The sequence below is a fragment of the Paraburkholderia hospita genome, assembly GCF_002902965.1.
GTDB classification, from domain to species: Bacteria; Pseudomonadota; Gammaproteobacteria; order Burkholderiales; family Burkholderiaceae; genus Paraburkholderia; species Paraburkholderia hospita.
The window spans coordinates 1,844,156-1,861,019 of record NZ_CP026107.1; the positions used below are offsets into that span (position 1 = coordinate 1,844,156).

Below are 16,864 nucleotides of genomic sequence, written 5' to 3' on the forward strand. Positions count from 1 at the left end.
TGTCTCCTGTCGACGTGTCAAAGTCGCGTGACGTCCCCGTTCAGTGACGCACGCGCCGTAGCACGTCGTGTTGTATCGCGTGAGAGATGCATTACCGTATTCAGCGACCCTGCATCAGCCGCAACGCATTGACGGTCAACATATCGGTTGCGCTGCGGAAGTTGTGTTCGACGCTGCTTTCCTGTGCCGCGAGGAAAAACGCCTTGCATTGCCTTGCACCCGCTTCGTCGAGCGAGAGAATGCGTTCGGCTAGCGCGTCCGCTTCTGCATGCAGACTCGCTGGCTCGCACACGCGCGTAACGAGACCAGCCTGCACGGCAAGTTCGGGGGTGATGGCGTCGCCGAACAGCACCATCGGAAATATCGCCTTGGGCAACGCATAGCGGCCGAGATAGGCCATGATCGCGGCGGGCGGCAGGCCAGCCCGCATCTCCGGAAAGCCGAGCCGCGCCGACGATGCGACGAGCGTGAAGTCACACAGGATGGCCAGCCCGAAACCGAAGCCGAACGCATCGCCCTGCACCTGCGCAATCGAGATCAGCGAAGTGTTGCGCAAGAGTCGCTTCAGTTCGATCAGCCGCGCGACTTCGGCGCGTATCGACACGGCGTCCCGCCCTGCCCGCTCGCGGCCTGTGCAAAACACGTCGCCATTCGCGCGGAGGCGCAACACGCGCGCCTTGGGCTCGACGGCCTCGCTACGCAACGCGGCAGACATCGCGTCGAACATCGCGCCCGACACTTCATTGCCGGCGTCCGGCCGGTTCAATGTGAAGGTGAGCGTGTCGCCCGTCTGTTCGATCAGAACGGGGGCCTGCAATGGACTACGATCCATGTCGTCTCCTGATGTATAATCTGTATACAGCGTATTCACAGAATTTCGAGGTGTCAATGCCTACCGCAAAAACTGCATCTAAAAAAGCGCCTGCGCGCCATGCGCCTACTCTGGAGTCGATCGCCACGCGGTATCACGCAAGGCTGCGCACGCTGGATACCACCGGGGATTCATTGAGCGACGGCGTAGTCGTGCCCGCGTTGCGCGAGGCGATCGTCGAGGGGGTGCTTGCGCCGGGCAGCCGGCTGTCCGAAGTGCAGGTCGCGAAACAGCTGAATGTCAGCCGCACGCCGATGCGCGAAGCGTTCGCGCAACTGGAGCGCGAAGGGCTGGTGACGATCCTGCCGCGTGTGGGCGCCTATGTGCGCGCGGTGTCGCTGCGCGATGTCGAAGAGATCTATACGGTGCGCGCCGCACTCGAATGTCTCGCGGTGCAGCTTGCGTCGGAGCGCATCACAGCGCTCGGCGCGGCGCAACTGGACGACGTGATCAGCGCGATGCAGGCGAGCGTCGAGGCAGACGACCCAGCGAGCTATGTCGACGCACTGGATCGCTTCTATATGATCGTGATGACGATCGCCGACAACCGCACGCTGCAGCAGAACCATGCCGCACTGATCGGCCCTGTGCGCCGCTTGCGGCGTATCGCGATGTCACGCGGCGGACGGATGCGCGCGTCGTTCGAGCAGGCGGTGCGAATTCGCGATGCGATCGTCAACCGCACGGCGGACGTTCAGGATCTGATGCGCGAGCAATTACAAGGCGCGTGCGCAGCCGCGCTCGATGTACTGAAGAGCGCCTAGGCGTGCACCCCTGTGTACTCGCTGACCTTGTCGAGGTCGGTCAGATGCTCGCGCGGAATTTCATCGCCGATACGGCCGCGCCGGATCACCAGCACCCGCTGCGATACGGCGGCGATGAAGTCGAGGTTCTGCTCGACGAGCACGATCGTCAGGCCGCGCTTTTCCCGCAACGACACGAGCGTCTCAGCGATTTCCTCGATGATCGAAGGCTGGATGCCTTCCGTGGGTTCATCGAGCAGCAACATCGACGGCTCGCCCGCCAGTGCGCGCGCGAGGGCGAGCAGTTGCTGTTCGCCACCCGAGAGCGCCCCGCCGGCCCGGTCCAGCAGAGGCCGAAGACGCGGAAAATCTTCGAGTAGCGCGTCGATCGCCGCTTCGGGCTTACGTCCTGTCTTCACGAGACCGAGCCGCAAGTTGTCGTAGGCGGACAGCGTCGGGAAAATCTCGCGCCCCTGAGGGACATACGCCATGCCTCGTTTGGCGCGTGCGTGCGGCGCAAGCGCGGTCACATCGTCGTGATTGAAATGGATGGTGCCCGCCGTCGCGGGCAGCGCGCCAATCAGCGTGCGCAGCAAGGTCGTCTTGCCCATGCCGTTATGCCCGAGAATGCCGACGGCTTCGCCGCTCCTGACGGACAGCGCCACGCCGTACAGCACGGGAATGGCGCCATAGCCCGCACACAAGCCGTTTGCTTCAAGCATCGCGCCTCCCGTCAATGCGGCTTCTTGCCGAGATAGATTTGCTGGATGAACGGATCGCTCATGATGCGCTCGGGCGTGTCCTCGCGAATGATCGCGCCTTGATGCAATACCGTGACCTTCTTTGCAATGCGTCGGATGAAGCTCATGTCGTGTTCCACTACGACGAGGGCATGGCGCCGGTTGATCTCGAGTATCAGGTCCGCCGTGCGCGCCACTTCCGCGTCGCTCATGCCCGCCGCGGGTTCGTCGAGCAGAATCAGCGGCGGGTCGGCGGCGATCACGACAGCCAGTTCGACCCACTGGCGCTCGCCATGGGCCAGCAAGCCGGTGATCGCGTCGCGATGCGACAGCAGGCCGACGCGCTCCAGCACTTCCCGCGTCACGCGATCGGTCTGCATGGGCGTATTCACCCGCCGTGCCGCCAGCCACACGTTGTCCCACACCGAGAGGCCGTTGAAGAGGCTCGGCACCTGCGTCTTGATGCCGATGCCGAGACGCGCCGGCTCATGCGGTTGCATCGCGGTGATGTCCTTGCCGCGAAACAGGATCTCGCCCGACGTCGGCTTGACCTGACCCGTGAGCAGCTTGAAGAACGTGCTCTTGCCCGCGCCGTTCGGCCCGATCACACAGCGCAACTCCGCCTCGGCGAGCGTGAAGTCGATGTCGCGAGTCGCGTGCACGCCGCCAAAACGGACATTGAGCTTGCGTGTTTCCAGCAGCGGCTGCGTCATGCGGCTTCCTCGCGCGATGCGCTATGTGTATCGTCCTGCGCGACGTTGCGCACGTCGACCGATGAACCGCGTGTGCGCCGGGCCGCGCCGAAGAGCTTCATGCCAAGCTCGCCAAGACTCGGCACGATGCCCTTCGGCACCATCAGCACGAACACAACGAGAATGGCGCCGAGCACGAGGTTGGAATTGATGGTCTGCTGCGTCCCGATCTGCGTCGTGAGCCACTGGATCGCCACGCATCCGATCACGGGTCCGACGAGCGTGCCCAGCCCGCCCACGATGACCCAGATGATGATCTGCGCGGATTGCGCGAGGCCGAACACCGTGGGACTCGTGAACGCGCCCCAGTTCGCGAAGAGGCAGCCTGACAGCCCGGCGATGGCCGCGCCCAGCACGAAGGTCAACAGCTTGTAGACGCGCGAGTCGTAGCCGAGCAGCAGCAGACGCTGTTCGTTCTCCTTGCTCGCGACGATTACCCGCCCCATCTTGAACGCGAGCAGCACGCGCAGCAAAAAATAGACGCCGAGCAGCGCCGCCAGCGACAGCTCGAACAGTCCGCGCGGACTGATCACATCGTCGATGTTGCCTGGCGTATTGAGCGGCGCGATGTTGGGAATACCGTTGAAGCCGCCGAGCACCGCATTGCCGATCTTCCATTCCGGTCCGGCCGTCGAGTTGACCAGGTTGAAGAGAATCAGCGTGACAGTGAGCGTGATCACGCCCATGTACACGTCCGAAAGCCGCCCATAGAAGATCAGATAGCCGAGCACCGCCGCAAAGGCCGCAGGCAGCACGATGGCGAGCATGAACGGCACCGTGCTGTCGCCCATATTGGTGACGGCGATCGCATACGTGTAAGCGCCGAGACCGAAGAACGCCGACTGGCCGAAGCAAAGTATGCCGCCAAAGCCCCACACGAAGCCGAGGCTCATCGCGAGTATCGCCATGACCGCGTAGACGGTTGCCTGCACGAGCGCGAAGTCATCGAGCACACGCGGCAGCACGATCAACATGATCGAGCCGACCGCGAGCGCGAGTGCCGCGCTCTTCCACGACCGTGAGAAACGCGAGAGCGCATCGGCAACGGGAATCGTTCGGTTCGCGTTGACTGGCGTCATCACAATGCTCCCTTGAAGAAGCGGCCGGTGATGCCGCGCGGCAGAAGCCGCAGCATCACGATCGCGCCGACGAGCAGCGCGACCTCGCCGAGCACGGGCGTCGACGCGAACGTGGCGACCTGATTGATCGCGCCGAACAACATCGACGAGCTGACCAGTCCCGCAACGATCGCCGGCCCGCCGCCGATCACCGTGATGAACGCCTTGGCGATAAACGCGCCGCCCATGGTCGGCACGACGCCCGTCATCGGCGCGAGCAACGCACCCGCGAGTCCCGACAGCGCTGCGCCGATGGCGAAGGTAGCCGAATACACGCGGCCGGGCGCGATGCCCAACGCGTCGGCCATTTGCGGATTCTGCATCGTGCCCCGCGCGATGAGACCTAGCGACGTATGCAGCAGCACCCACCGCAGCGCGACGCCGAGCACCACGGCAACCGCGATGATGACGAGCGTATAGCTGCTCACCGAATATCCGCCGATAGCGAAGTTGCCCAGCGGCGCGGAAATGCCCGCCGTCGTATTGCCCGCAATCGAGGTGACGATGCCGATCAGAAGCAGCGACAGCCCCCAGGTCGCCAGCATCGTGTCGATCATGCGGCCGTACAGGCGCCGGATGAAGACCCGTTCCAGCATGACGCCGATCAGCGCGACCACAAGCGGCGCGACGACGAAAATCGCAACCCACAGATTCACGCCGAAGCGGATCGCCTCGATAGCCGCATACGCGCCCAGCATCATGAATTCGCCGTGCGCGAGATTGATCACCTTCATCATGCCGAAGATGACCGCAAGCCCCGACGAGATCACGACGAGACTCGCAATGGCGTAGAGCACCTGAATCAGAATGATCGCGGCAAGATCCATCGTAGCTCCTCTCCATGAAGGCGCGGCGTGCGCCTCAAAGCTTGATTACGTATTGCTGGTTGTCGCGCGGGTTCTTGATGAGATTGCACACCGCGCTGGTGTCGACGGGAGGCTGGTTCTGGAACGTCTGAACGATGTCGAGCTTGTGACTCTTCACCTGCGCGATGCTCACGTTGAGCACGCAGTGATGCGTGGCCGGATCGATCGACACCTTGCCGCTGGGCGCGTCGATGCTGATCCCCGATTCCAGCGCCTCGATCACCTTCACGCGATCGAGCGTGCCTGCCTTCTTCACGCCCTGCGCCCAAAGGTTGAAGCCCTGATACGTGCCCATCGCCAGCTCGGTGATGTTCGGGTAGTTCGCGCCGAAACGTTTGTGGAAACGGTCCTTGAACGCCTTGTTCACCGGGTTGTCGAGGTTCTCGAAGTAGTTGTACGAGACGAGGAAGCCATCGCACTCCTCGGGCGAGAGGACGATCTGCTCGTTGCCGCCCGCGAAGGTCGTCGACGCGAGCGGAATCTTCTTGTGCAGCCCCGCCGCGGCCCATTGCCGGTAGAACGACATATGCGAGCCGCCGACAAGCGCCGACACGAGCATGTCAGGCTTCGCCGACTCGATCTTCGAGATGGTCGAGCCGAAATTGGTCACGTCGAGCGGGAAGAAGTCGATTGACTGTACCGATCCGCCGTTGTCCTGGACGAACTTCTTCACCCATTGCGAGGTGATCTGGCCGTAGTTGTAGTCGGCCGCAACGACATACACCTTCTTGCCCCACTGCTTCATCGCGTAGGGAATCAGCTTGGCGACGGTCTGGCCCGGCGTCACGCCCGTGCAGAACGTGTTGCGGTCGCACACGCCGCCTTCGTACTGCGTGTTGTAGAAATAGAGCGTGCGGTAACGGTCCAGCACGGGTCGCATGACTTCGCGCGAAGCGGACGTGATGCCGCCGTGCACGACCGCGACCTTGTCCTTCAACGCCGATTGCTGTGCGAACTGCGTATAGAGCTGCATGCTCGACTGCGGATCGTAATTCAGCAGCTTGATCTGCTTGCCGAGCAGGCCGCCCTGCGCATTCCACTCCTCGACGGCAATGGTGAGGCAGTCCGCCATCGGCTTGCCGTAGATATCGAGGCCGCCCGACAGGTCCGTGATGCCGCCGACAAGAATCTCGTCGGCCGCTTCGGCGATGAAGGGAAACGAGCCCGCCATTCCAGCGGCTACCGATGCCGCAGACGATTTCAGAAACGCACGTCGGTCCATAGAGGGGTTCCGGAAAGAGACGCGAGAAGGATCACAAAGATCAAACTTTCATCCAGTCGATCGACTGTTCGAATGCGTATGCGCCGCGATAAATGGTCGCTTCGTCCCAATGCTTGGCGATCAGCATCATGCCCACCGGCAGGCCGTCGACCGTGCCGCACGGCACGCTCATTGCGGGATGCCCCGTGCAATCGAACGGGCATGTGTTCGGCAACATTTCGAAAGCGCGCGTGACGACTTCCTCGACGCTCGCGCCCGGCTTGGGCAGGGGCGTCGCCGTGAGCGGGAGCGTGGGCATGAGGAGCAGATCGTAGTCGGCGAACGCGGCGTCGTATGCGGCCGTGAGCTGACGCGACAGGTTCTGCGCCTTCGCATAGAAATGCCCGCGATAGTGGCGAATAAAGTACTCGCCGAGCACCATCGTGATCTTCAGCGTTTCCGACAGTTCGTCCGCTCGCTCGTGCCAGCCGGCGTGATAGTCGATCATGCCCGTGACGTAAAGGCCCTTCCAGTTGAAGCCGTGACCGTTGTCCTTCATCATCTGCTGCGTGGCGCCTTCGGCGGCGATCGGCAGCCATATCGACGGGCCCACGCGATGCATCGGAATCGAGACCTCGCTGACCTTCGCGCCCAGTTCCGCAAAATGATCGGCGGCGGCACGCACCTTGGCATCCGATTCTGCAAGCGATTGCGGCCATCCGAAACCCTCTTTCACGACGCCGATTTTCAGTCCGCGCACACCTTCCTTCATCAGGTCCGAATAGGGCTTTGCGGTCTGCCCTGCGTACTGGCGCGGATCGAGACCATCGGGGCCGGCCAGTACTTCGAGCATCAACGCGTTATCCGTCACGTTGGCTGTCATCGGTCCCGTGTGGTCGATCGTCAATTCGATCGGCATGACGCCCGTATAAGGAACCAGCCCATGTGTGGGCTTCATGCCGTAAATCCCGCAATACGACGCAGGCATGCGGATGGAGCCGCCCTGATCGCCGCCGATAGCGAGATCGACTTCGCCCGCGGCCACGAGCGCCGCGCTTCCCGACGACGAGCCGCCCGCCGAATAGCCCATCTTTCGCGGATTGTGCACGGGCGCCGGCGCGCTCGTATGCGAGCCGCCAGAGAAGCAGAAGTACTCACAGGTGGCCTTGCCGACAATCGTCGCGCCCGCATCGAGCAGACGCGTCACGATGGTTGCATCGACATCGGGCACATAACCTTCGAGAGTCGAGGCGCCGTTCATCATCGGCACCCCCGCGAGGCATACGTTGTCCTTCAGTGCGACGGTCTTGCCCGCGAGCTTGCCCGTGGGCGCACCCTTCACTTCGCTCTTCACGTACCAGGCGCCATAGCGGTTCTCTTCGCCTGAAGGACGATAACCCGGCGTGCGCGGGTAAGTGACGCGCGGGACGTAATCGGGCATCGCGTCGATGACATCGTATGCGTCGAAATTCGGCTGCAACAACGTGTGATACGAAGCGAGCTGCGCCTCGGACAGATGGATGCCGAGACTGATGGCGACTTCGTCAAGCTGGGCGGGCGTGGGACGTTTCACTGCCATGGCTTCCTCACTCGAACGGATTCGTGACGGACTGCCGCCTGGTTGTGCCTTCATGCAGGCGTGTCGTAATGAACGGGACGAATCGACCTGTATGTGTCCCGATCTGCGAGCCATGGTATGGACACATATTTTCCGAGTCAACAATTTATTTTCCACGGAAACTAAATTGGACGAAGGCTGATGCGGCACGCAACACGCATCGCTTAAAGCGGCGAAAGCACCTCGAAATGATGGCCCTCGGCCCGCGCCAGATAGATGGGCACGTGGTTCACTCGTCCACCTGCATAGGCTGAATCGCGGGCGCTTCGATAGGAAAGCGGCGCGATGCCGAGTTGCGCGAGCCCCGCCTGCTCGGACAGACGTCTGCGTCGCGCGTCGTCGAACAGCGCCGCCAGAAAATGAATGCCTTCGTAAGTGGATTGACCGAAGGTGTCGAGCGTCGGCGCACGCGCGCCGTATCGCCCCCGATACCGCTCCTTGAATGCGAGGTTCGCATCCGTGCGCAATGAAGCGAAATAACCCGAGGCCACATATAGCTCAGCAGTGTTGCGCGCTCCAATGCCGAGCAGTTCGTTTTCGCCGAGCGCGCACGAAAGCCGCACGATATGCGTTGCGAGCCCTGCCTCGCCGAACGCACGGTTGAAGTCGATGGTGTCCTGGCCGATCAGCGACAGCAGTACGGCATCCGCGCGCCGCTTGCGGATCGCATCGAGCACCTCGCCATAGTCGCCTCCGCCGAACGGCAGATACATGTCGCCGACCACCTCGGCGCCCGCATCGAGCACGTAACGTCGAGCGAGCCGATGCGTCGCGTGAGGCCATACATAGTCGTTGCCGACGAAGAACCAGCGCTTCGGGCGACGCTGCGTGCTGATCCAGTGAATGGCCGGCTGGAGCTGCCGCCGCGTGGTTTCGCCAATTGCGAAAACGCCGGGCGTGCGCTCGCCGCCTTCATAGAGCGGCGTATAGACGAACGGTATCTGTCCGCCCACGGCTTTGAGCAGATCGAGGCGCACCGCGCTCGTGTGCATGCCGACGAGCGCATCGATTGCACCGTCGCCGACGAGGTCGGTCAAGGCGGCGTCGAGTTCGCGCGCGTCGTCGCCCGCATTGATCGTCAAAAGCCGGCATGGGCGGCCCGTGATGCCCGACGACGCATTCAGTTCGTCCACGGCGAGTTGAGCTGAGGCGAGCGCGCAAGGCCCCCAAAGCCCGGCCGCGCCGCCTAGCGGCACGCACAACGCGATGGTCATCTCCTGCCCTGAGCGGCAAGCACGGGAACGCGGCTTCATCAAACGGTCGACGCGGCGAGTTCGAACGATTCGGGATGCACCAACGAATGGCGTGCGCGCACCATCGCGCGCACGTGCCAGAGGACACTTGCACCGATACTTTCCGCAGAAAGTTTATTTGCGTAAGATTCAGCTATTCGTCATTCACAAAGCATCTACCATGCCGGACACAGACCTCTCCTCATACCTTGCCTGGCTCATCGCATCCGCGCATCGGCAGATGAAGCTCAGTCTCGCCCAGCTGACCGCCGAAGAAGGCGTGAACGAAGAGCACTGGCGCATCCTGCATGCCGTATCCGACGAGACGGGCCACTCGATGAGCGAACTCGCCGCCCAGGTCCTGCTCAACCTTCCCGCGCTGACCAAGAACGTCGACAAGCTCGTGAGCCGCGGCCTGGTGCAGCGGTCAGCGGACGACTACGACAGCCGCAAGGTTCTGATCTTCATCACGGACCGGGGCATCAAGCTGCTCGGCCGCCTGCAACCGGGCGTGGACGCGCATCATGCCGCCATCGAAGAAGCGCTCGGCCCTCGCAACGCAAAGCAGTTGAAGCGTCTGCTCGAACGGTTTATCGAGGAGTCGGGACCACGGTGACGCGTCCCGCCCGCTTCAGAGCTGCACGCCGCGTGTGAGCGCGCCATCGACCACAAAGTTGGTGCCGCTGACGAAGCTCGCCGCCGGGCTCGCGATGAAAGCGACAGCATTCGCAATCTCCTGCGGTCTCGCCATCCGCCCGGTCGGATTCAACGCGAGCGCGCGCTCGAATAGCGCTGCATCGTTATGCTCGATCCAGTCCCACACCCCGCCTTCGAAATAGACGTTGCCGGGCGATACCGTGTTCGCGCGAATGCCTTTGGACGCGAGCTGATTCGCGAGCCCCTGCATGTAGTGAACGAGTGCTGCCTTGAACACGCCGTAAGGGCCGGCGGCGAAATCGATCTCGCGTCCCGACACGCTCGATATCGCGACGATCGACGCCGCCTTGCTCGCTTCGAGCCATGGCATGGCCGCGTCGACGAGATTGACGGTGCCGAGCAGGTCGGTCTCGAACTCCTTGCGCCACGATTCGATATCGTTGCCGATGGCGAGCGCGCTCACGTTGGCCACCACGATATCCAGCCCGCCCCAGTCCTTCGCGACATGCTCGACCCACGCCTTTAGCGCGCTACCGTCCGCGACATCCACGGCCGCGCCCGAAGCACGTGCGCCGCCCAGTTCCGCGAGCGCGCCCGCAGTCGCCGTCGCGGCTGCCTCGTCGCGCGAACAGATTGCCACGTCGGCGCCTTCCTGCGCGAGCGTGCGCGCAATGGCAAGACCGATGCCCTTGGTCCCGCCCGTCACGATTGCCTTCAGTCCCTTCAGTTGCAAGTCCATGCTGGTTGCCCCTTTTTGAACCTACGGTTGAATTCAGTCTTCGCCGCGCCCATCCTCGGGCATCATGCCGCGCTTGATCTGCAGCACCTCGCCCGCCTGGATCACCGAGTGACAGATGTCGTCGATCGACACACGTTTCTCCATCGCCTGGGCGCGCAGCATGTCGTACGCCTCGTTCTCGCTGACGCTGTGCATCGTCATGAGAATGCCCTTTGCTTCCTGCAGATGCCGGCTGTCGAGCAGCTTCTGCTCTAGCCTGGCGATACGTTGCAAGTGCTGCCGCGAGCGCCTCGCGTGATAGAGCGCCATGACCACGGTCGACAGCAGGCCCGACGCGCGGATCGGCGTCGTGACGATGCCGTCCGATCCCATCTTGATGGCCTGATCGATAAAGGTCGGATTCTCATACGCGACCACGCAGATGACGGGCGGCGCATCCGGCCCGCACCACTCGTCCTTCGGCGCGCGCTCCTCGGGCAGCAGCGCACGGAACACCAGATCCGTCCTGTCGGGCAGCGTCTCCAGCGGCGGCCAGCATCGCTCGACCTGAAAACCCATGCGCCTGAGGTGATTCGTGAGCGTCTGGCCGTCGCCATCGTCGGGATGGAACACGACCACGCGCGGATGGCGCTCCAGAATCGAACTGGTGAGGCTGCGTTGGTCTCTGCCCATGCGCGCGCTCACGTCAGTAGTCCCGTGTGCTCAACTTCGTGACCCAGTCCCCGAGCGTCTGGCGCGTCATGTACGGGTCGGGGCCGACGGCGAACTTCGATTCGCGCAGCACGGTGAACTGGCCGTCCGCATTCGCGCGGCCGATACGCGGATACAGCGCCATGTGATGATTGACGGGATCGATCCGCACCCTGCCTTGCGGCGCCGCGAATTCGGAGCCGAGCAGATGCGGCATGATCTTGCCGATTTCGTCCGAACCGGCGCGCGTGCAGGCTTCGGCGAACATATGCATCTGATAGTAAGCGGCTTCCCAGTTCATGTCGGTCGGCGTATCGACACCGAAGCGCGCCTGGTGTTGCCGTACGGCGCGATGATTCTCGGCGGTATCGACGCTCTGAAAATACGGCGCCGCCGTGAAATGTCCCGCGGCGATGCCGCGTTCCATCGCATGAATTTCGGTCTCGGACGTGTTGAGGCTGCCGATCGGCATCTGCGCGGGATCGAAACCCGCGTGCGCGTAGGCCTCGTAGAGATACGGCACGGTCGCACCGATCACCGTGCAGAAGATCCAGTCGGGCGACTTGCGCGCGATATCCGCGACGACCTGCGCGAACTGCTCGCGGTCCGCTTCGAGGGGTAGATAGCGCTCGCCGAGTATGGCGCCTTCGGGATGCTGAAGCAGCAGCTCCTGCATGGTCCGGTTGCATTCGTACGGATAGACGTAGCGCGACCCGACGAAGTAGACGCGCGCACCGAACGTCTGGGTCATGAAATCGGCGAGTTGCACGCCATTCTGATTCGGCGACGCACCGCTGTAGATGATGTTGTCCGAGTATTCGAAGCCCTCGTACTGCTGCGAATAGATCAGAAGCCGGTTGTGCTTCTCGACGACGGGCAGCATCGCCTTGCGGCTCGTGGACGTGTATCCGCCGAAGATCACGTTGACGCCGTCCTGCACGATCAGGCGCTCGGCAAGTTCGCGAAACACGGCGGGGTCCGAGCCCGGATCGTAGTGGATCGCTACGAGTTCGCGTCCTTCGATGCCGCCGCGCGCGTTGATCTCGTCCATCGCGAGGCACGCGCCACGCCATTGCGACTGCTCCAGAAGCGCCGTCGAGCCGCTCGTGGAGCAAAGCAGACCAACTCTGATGGGATCGGACAATGCCATTTCGTGACATGCTCTCCATATGATTGCGTGCGGGACCATGCCCGCACGGCAGATCGTTTTACTTGAGGTAGTGCTTGGCGACCATCGCGCCGACCGTATATTTTGGATCGACAAAATTGCCGAGCCGCACTTTGCCGACCTGGCTCAGCATCATATACGCGTCCCATTTGTCGAAGCCGTACTCCGCGGCCATCCACAGCACGAGTTCGCGATACGCAATACGTGTCGCGTCTTCGAGCGGCCGTGCGCTGCCGATGCTCATCAGCGCGTCCTCGTTTTCGAGCCGGGGCCAGTCGATCTTCCATTTTTTGATGAGATCGACCCGTACCGTGGTCGTGCTCTGATACTCGACGGCTGTGCCGCATACTTCGCCATCGCCCTGACAAGCGTGCGCGTCGCCGATAAAGAGCCGCCCGCCGGGAGAGCGCACGGGCAGATAGGTGATGCTGCCCGGCCCCATGTCGGGAACGTCCATATTACCGCCGTGCGAATCGGGCGTGAGCGAATTGATCGAATCGAGCTCGGGCGACAGGCTCAGCGTGCCGATATGCGGCTTGTACGGCAGCGTGTTGCGCTTGCTCCAGTACACGTTCTCCTCGTCGATCTTGATCTTGCGCACCACCTCCGGCAGAGGCTCGTTGAGCAGCGCCGTGTAGTCGGTGCCCGTCAGTCCGCCGAAGTTTGGGATCACGCAGCAAAAGCCGTGCGGGTCGTCGCCGCGCGGCGTCATCTTTTCGATGTACACCGCGACCACATCGCCCTTTTCCGCGCCCTCGATCATGATGGGACCGTTCTGCGGATTGAGGAACGGCACCTTCAGTACCTCCGAGGGCTTATCCGTTTCGTTCTTGATCTTGCCTTCGAACGCGTCGCGCGTGTCCACCACCACGCGATCGCCGGGCTTCACGTGCAGCACGGGCTCCGAATACGGCCCAATGGTGTAGTGGAAAGTCTTCTGCAGTTCCTCGGTCAAATGATGTTCCACCGGTTCGCGATCGGCGCCGACGCCGCGCTTCATCATGATCGATTCTTCTAGCCATTTCATGTTCTGCTCTCCGTCACAGTGCCAGATACTGGCGTATCAGTTGCTCATCCCCGAGTTGCGCCGGGCTCAACGTGTCCACGATGCGGCCTTTGTCCATCACGCAGCAACGCGTCGCGATGCGCTCGACCATGCCCATATCCTGCTCGACCAGCACCACGCCGATGCCCGTCTCACGCGCGATCGTCAGCAGCGTCTCGCCGATCAGATCGACAATGGAAGGCTGGATGCCTTCCGATGGCTCGTCGAGCAGCAGCACCTGCGGCGAACTGACGAGCGCCCGTGCGATGGCGAGCTGCTGCTGTTCCCCGCCGCTCATCGTGCCCGCCTTCTGCCGATAGCGTGTCTTGAGAACAGGGAAATAGCCGACCACTTTCTCCCGCATCAGCGCCGCCTTGTCGCGGTTCGCCTGCGCGCCGACCTGAAGGTTCTCCGCGACGGTCAGCGCGCCGAAGATCTCGCGACCCTGCGGCACGTAGCCGATGCCTTTGCGTGCGCGCACATAGGGCTTTTCATGACCGATGGGCGCACCGTCCAGAACAATGTGACCCGCATCGAGCTTGACGAGACCGATGAGCGTGCGCATCAGCGTGGTCTTGCCGACGCCATTGCGTCCGATCAGCGCCAGCACTTCGCCGCGCCCGATGCCGAACGACACGCCGTTGAGCACGCGCCCTCCGCCATAGCCCGCTGCCACGTCCGCGACTTCGAGAAGCGCGCTCATGATTTTTTCCCCAGATACACCTCCGCGACATCGTCGCGCGCGAGGATCTCTTCGAGCGGGCCATCGGCGAGCAGTCTTCCGCCGTGCAGCACCGTCACGCGCGTCGCGATCTGTTTGACGAAGGTCATGTCGTGCTCGACCACCATCATCGTCAGGCCGGATGCGGAAAGCCGTTTGATGAGTTCACCCGTCGCATGTGTTTCCTCGATCGACATGCCCGCGACGGGCTCGTCGAGAAACAGCAGCTTCGGCCGCAGCGACACGGCCATCGCGATTTCGAGCCACTGCTTCTTGCCATGCGACAGATTGCGCGCAAGCACATGCTCTTCCTGTTCAAGCAAGAAGCGCTGCAAGAGTTCGTCGATACGCCCAGGCCGGTCGTCCTTCGCGCGATGCAGCGAAAGTTGCAGATGCTGCCGCACGCTCAGATCCGGAAAGACGCCGGGTATCTGAAACTTGATGCTCATCCCCATGCGGATGCGCTCATGCGGCAGCACGTGACTCATGTCCTGCCCGAGAAAATGCACGCTGCCTTCGGACGGCCGATGCTCGCCCGTGATGAGCTTGAAGAACGTGCTCTTGCCCGCGCCGTTCGGTCCGATCACGCAGCGAATCTCGCCCGCGTCGATCTGAAAGTCGATACCGTTGATCACCTGCACGCCGCCGAAGTGCTTCTTGAGCGCGCGTGTTTCGAGCAGCACGGTCACGATTTGCCCTCCTCTTGCTTGAGCGGTTCGTCGAAACACGGACGGTTGCGACCGCTACCAACGCCGCGCTCACGCTCGAAGCGCCGCAACTGCCTTGCCACGAACGGCAGCAAGCCTTCGGGCGCAGCCAGCACGACCACGAGCAGGATCGCGCCCATCAGGATCAGCGCGTACTGGCTGCCATACACCGCGAGATTCTGCGAAAGCCACACGAGCAATGCGGTGCCGACGATCGCGCCGCCGATGCTCTTCCTGCCTGAAGTGGCGACCCAGATCACGGGCATCGCCGCGGCCGTGAGACCCATCGTCGACGGCGTGATGTACGAGCCCCAGATCGTGTACAGCGCACCCGACACTCCGCCCAGTGTGCCGCCGAGCACGAAGACCAGCAACTGATGAAGGCGGATATCGACGCCCAGCATTTCCGCACGCTGCGGATTCTCGCGGATCGCGATCAGCGTGAGACCGAAGGGGCCGTCGAGCAGCTTGCGCATGAACGCGTAGACGGCGATCAGCAGGATCAGCACCAGGTAGTAGAAGCTCGTGTTCTCCAGCGTGAGCGGGCCGCCCGGCCACGGCATCGTCAGCGGCGGCATGCCGCCCATGCCGTTGTAGCCGTTCAGGCGTGCCTCGCCGATCGCCCATTGCGGCCCCGCCGTCTGTGCCATGAAGGTTTCGAGCACGAGCGTCACAGATAACGTCACGATGCCGATGAACACACCCTTGATGCGCCCGAAGAAAATCATGTAGCCGATCAATGCCGCCACGACGACGCTCACCACAATGCCCGCGCCGAGGCCGAGCCACGAATCGAACCACGTGTCGCCGAAGTTCAGCGTGAAGATGCCGTAGCTATAGCCAGCCAGGCCGAAGAACGCGGTCTGCCCGAACGACAGGATGCCGCCATAGCCCCACATCGCGGCGAGCCCGACCGCGCTGAATGCCCACAGTAAACAGTAGGCGAGATTGCCGCTCGTGTTCGCGTCCACGACGAGCGGCAGACACAGCGCCACAATCCAAGGCAGGTAGCGCAGCGCGCGCGGTGCCGGGCCTGACGAAGCCAGTTGCGATTGCTTCACCGATTGCTTCACGTCTCCTCCCGGCGCAAGCGCATGAACAGATTGCCGAGCCCTTGCGGCATCAGCCGGATTACGACGATGACCGTCACGAGCAGGCCGATCTGCCCGAACAGCTGACCGTAGGACGCGGTGAGCGCGGTCTGGATGATCGCCAGCACGCCCGCCGCCGGCGTCGTTCCAGCAATCACATTCGCGCCCCCGACGACCACCGAGACAAACGCCTGCACGATGAAGTTGCTGCCCATCGTCGGCACTGCCGTCATGGTCGGCGCGTATAGCGCGCCCGTGAGTCCGGCGAGTCCCGCGCCCAGCGCGAAGGTCAGCGTGTAGAGACGATCCGTGCGCAAACCAAGGCATTGCGCAATGTTGGCATTCTGAATCGTCGCGCGCGCACAGACGCCGTAGTTGGTCTTGAAGAACAGTAGATAAAGCGCGAACAGAATGCAAAGCGCGATCAACGGCAGCACCGCGCGATACGTCGAGAACGAATACTCGCCGAGCGAGAACGCGCCGAACGGCGTGCCGATGCCTTCGAGCGACGGACCGGCGACGAGCAGCATGGTCTGCTGCACGATCAGGCTGATGGCCCACGTCGCCACGACGGAATCGAACAGGCGGTCATAAAGATGACGAATCACCAGCCGCTCGATCACGACGCCCGCAATCGCCGCGGCAAGCGCGCCGAGCAGCATCGCGAGCGGCAGCGGTACGCCGTGCTTGGCCGTGATGATGGTGACATACGCGCCGCACATGATGAACTCGCCATGCGCGAGATTGATGACGCCCATCATGCCGAAGATCACCGCAAGCCCGAGCGCGGCCAGCACCAGATACGCAAAGCTGTCGCCGAACTGATAGATCAGCGAATAGAGCACCGACAAGGTGGCCATGATTGCTCCACTTTCAGAGAACGGGTGCGCCCTTCGAACCATCCG

General features: G+C 62.8%; 18 protein-coding genes. 2 read left to right on the top strand and 16 right to left on the bottom strand.

From position 1 onward, the window contains the following. Nucleotides 1-100 precede the first annotated feature (100 nt). Complete coding sequence (locus C2L64_RS41610) at nucleotides 101-832, bottom strand: enoyl-CoA hydratase/isomerase family protein (protein WP_039899770.1); 732 nt, start codon at nucleotides 830-832, stop codon at nucleotides 101-103. Nucleotides 833-888: 56 nt separating this feature from the next. On the opposite strand from C2L64_RS41610, the gene C2L64_RS41615 reads away from it, so the two are divergent. Next, the gene (locus C2L64_RS41615) at nucleotides 889-1,635 is read left to right on the top strand and encodes a GntR family transcriptional regulator (protein ID WP_039899786.1); all 747 of its coding nucleotides are present in this window, start codon (nucleotides 889-891) and stop codon (nucleotides 1,633-1,635) included. On the opposite strand, the gene C2L64_RS41620 is transcribed toward C2L64_RS41615, so the two are convergent. From C2L64_RS41620 to C2L64_RS41650, 7 genes are all read right to left on the bottom strand, one after another. Next, nucleotides 1,632-2,336 carry an ABC transporter ATP-binding protein gene (locus C2L64_RS41620; RefSeq protein WP_007577454.1) on the bottom strand — a complete coding sequence of 235 codons (705 nt, stop codon included), beginning with the start codon at nucleotides 2,334-2,336 and terminating at the stop codon, nucleotides 1,632-1,634. The genes C2L64_RS41615 and C2L64_RS41620 overlap by 4 nt on opposite strands. 11 nt (nucleotides 2,337-2,347) lie before the next feature. Beyond that, nucleotides 2,348-3,067 carry an ATP-binding cassette domain-containing protein gene (locus C2L64_RS41625; RefSeq protein WP_007577456.1) on the bottom strand — a complete coding sequence of 240 codons (720 nt, stop codon included), beginning with the start codon at nucleotides 3,065-3,067 and terminating at the stop codon, nucleotides 2,348-2,350. Next, on the bottom strand, nucleotides 3,064-4,185 hold the full coding sequence (locus tag C2L64_RS41630) for a branched-chain amino acid ABC transporter permease (RefSeq protein ID WP_007577458.1): 1,122 nt from the start codon (nucleotides 4,183-4,185) through the stop codon (nucleotides 3,064-3,066). The genes C2L64_RS41625 and C2L64_RS41630 overlap by 4 nt, the downstream gene beginning before the upstream one ends. Beyond that, nucleotides 4,185-5,051 (bottom strand): branched-chain amino acid ABC transporter permease, encoded by an 867-nt coding sequence (locus C2L64_RS41635; RefSeq protein ID WP_007577459.1) that lies wholly within the window; start codon nucleotides 5,049-5,051, stop codon nucleotides 4,185-4,187. The genes C2L64_RS41630 and C2L64_RS41635 overlap by 1 nt, the downstream gene beginning before the upstream one ends. Before the next feature lie 34 nt (nucleotides 5,052-5,085). Beyond that, nucleotides 5,086-6,312, bottom strand: coding sequence for an urea ABC transporter substrate-binding protein (locus C2L64_RS41640; protein WP_007740427.1), 1,227 nt, complete (start codon nucleotides 6,310-6,312; stop codon nucleotides 5,086-5,088). 40 nt (nucleotides 6,313-6,352) lie between these two features. Then, nucleotides 6,353-7,870, bottom strand: a complete 1,518-nt coding sequence (locus C2L64_RS41645) for an amidase (protein ID WP_007577463.1) — start codon at nucleotides 7,868-7,870, stop codon at nucleotides 6,353-6,355. 203 nt (nucleotides 7,871-8,073) lie between these two features. Then, complete coding sequence (locus C2L64_RS41650; RefSeq protein ID WP_229516415.1) at nucleotides 8,074-9,162, bottom strand: substrate-binding domain-containing protein; 1,089 nt, start codon at nucleotides 9,160-9,162, stop codon at nucleotides 8,074-8,076. A 160-nt stretch (nucleotides 9,163-9,322) separates the two neighbouring features. On the opposite strand from C2L64_RS41650, the gene C2L64_RS41655 reads away from it, so the two are divergent. Then, the gene (locus C2L64_RS41655) at nucleotides 9,323-9,757 is read left to right on the top strand and encodes a MarR family winged helix-turn-helix transcriptional regulator (RefSeq protein ID WP_007740423.1); all 435 of its coding nucleotides are present in this window, start codon (nucleotides 9,323-9,325) and stop codon (nucleotides 9,755-9,757) included. 15 nt (nucleotides 9,758-9,772) lie between these two features. Here C2L64_RS41655 and C2L64_RS41660 read toward each other — a convergent pair whose 3' ends face one another. From C2L64_RS41660 to C2L64_RS41695, 8 genes are read right to left on the bottom strand one after another with little or no spacing between them, the layout of a single operon-like run. Continuing rightward, complete coding sequence (locus C2L64_RS41660; protein WP_007577467.1) at nucleotides 9,773-10,537, bottom strand: SDR family NAD(P)-dependent oxidoreductase; 765 nt, start codon at nucleotides 10,535-10,537, stop codon at nucleotides 9,773-9,775. Nucleotides 10,538-10,570: 33 nt separating this feature from the next. Continuing rightward, nucleotides 10,571-11,221, bottom strand: coding sequence for an ANTAR domain-containing response regulator (locus C2L64_RS41665; RefSeq protein ID WP_176133835.1), 651 nt, complete (start codon nucleotides 11,219-11,221; stop codon nucleotides 10,571-10,573). Nucleotide 11,222: 1 nt separating this feature from the next. After that, nucleotides 11,223-12,377, bottom strand: a complete 1,155-nt coding sequence (locus C2L64_RS41670; RefSeq protein ID WP_007577470.1) for a transporter substrate-binding domain-containing protein — start codon at nucleotides 12,375-12,377, stop codon at nucleotides 11,223-11,225. Between the two features lie 58 nt (nucleotides 12,378-12,435). Then, on the bottom strand, nucleotides 12,436-13,422 hold the full coding sequence (locus C2L64_RS41675) for an acetamidase/formamidase family protein (protein WP_007577471.1): 987 nt from the start codon (nucleotides 13,420-13,422) through the stop codon (nucleotides 12,436-12,438). A 13-nt stretch (nucleotides 13,423-13,435) separates the two neighbouring features. Next, nucleotides 13,436-14,143, bottom strand: a complete 708-nt coding sequence (locus C2L64_RS41680) for an ABC transporter ATP-binding protein (RefSeq protein ID WP_007577473.1) — start codon at nucleotides 14,141-14,143, stop codon at nucleotides 13,436-13,438. Further along, entirely contained in the window at nucleotides 14,140-14,850 is a 711-nt protein-coding gene (locus C2L64_RS41685; protein ID WP_007577474.1) for an ABC transporter ATP-binding protein, read from the bottom strand. Before C2L64_RS41685 ends, C2L64_RS41680 begins: the two co-directional genes overlap by 4 nt. Then, nucleotides 14,847-15,941, bottom strand: coding sequence for an ABC transporter permease subunit (locus C2L64_RS41690; protein WP_007577475.1), 1,095 nt, complete (start codon nucleotides 15,939-15,941; stop codon nucleotides 14,847-14,849). Before C2L64_RS41690 ends, C2L64_RS41685 begins: the two co-directional genes overlap by 4 nt. After that, nucleotides 15,938-16,819: an ABC transporter permease subunit gene (locus tag C2L64_RS41695; protein WP_007740410.1), complete on the bottom strand. Its 882-nt coding sequence runs from the start codon at nucleotides 16,817-16,819 to the stop codon at nucleotides 15,938-15,940. The genes C2L64_RS41690 and C2L64_RS41695 overlap by 4 nt, the downstream gene beginning before the upstream one ends. Nucleotides 16,820-16,864 lie beyond the last annotated feature (45 nt).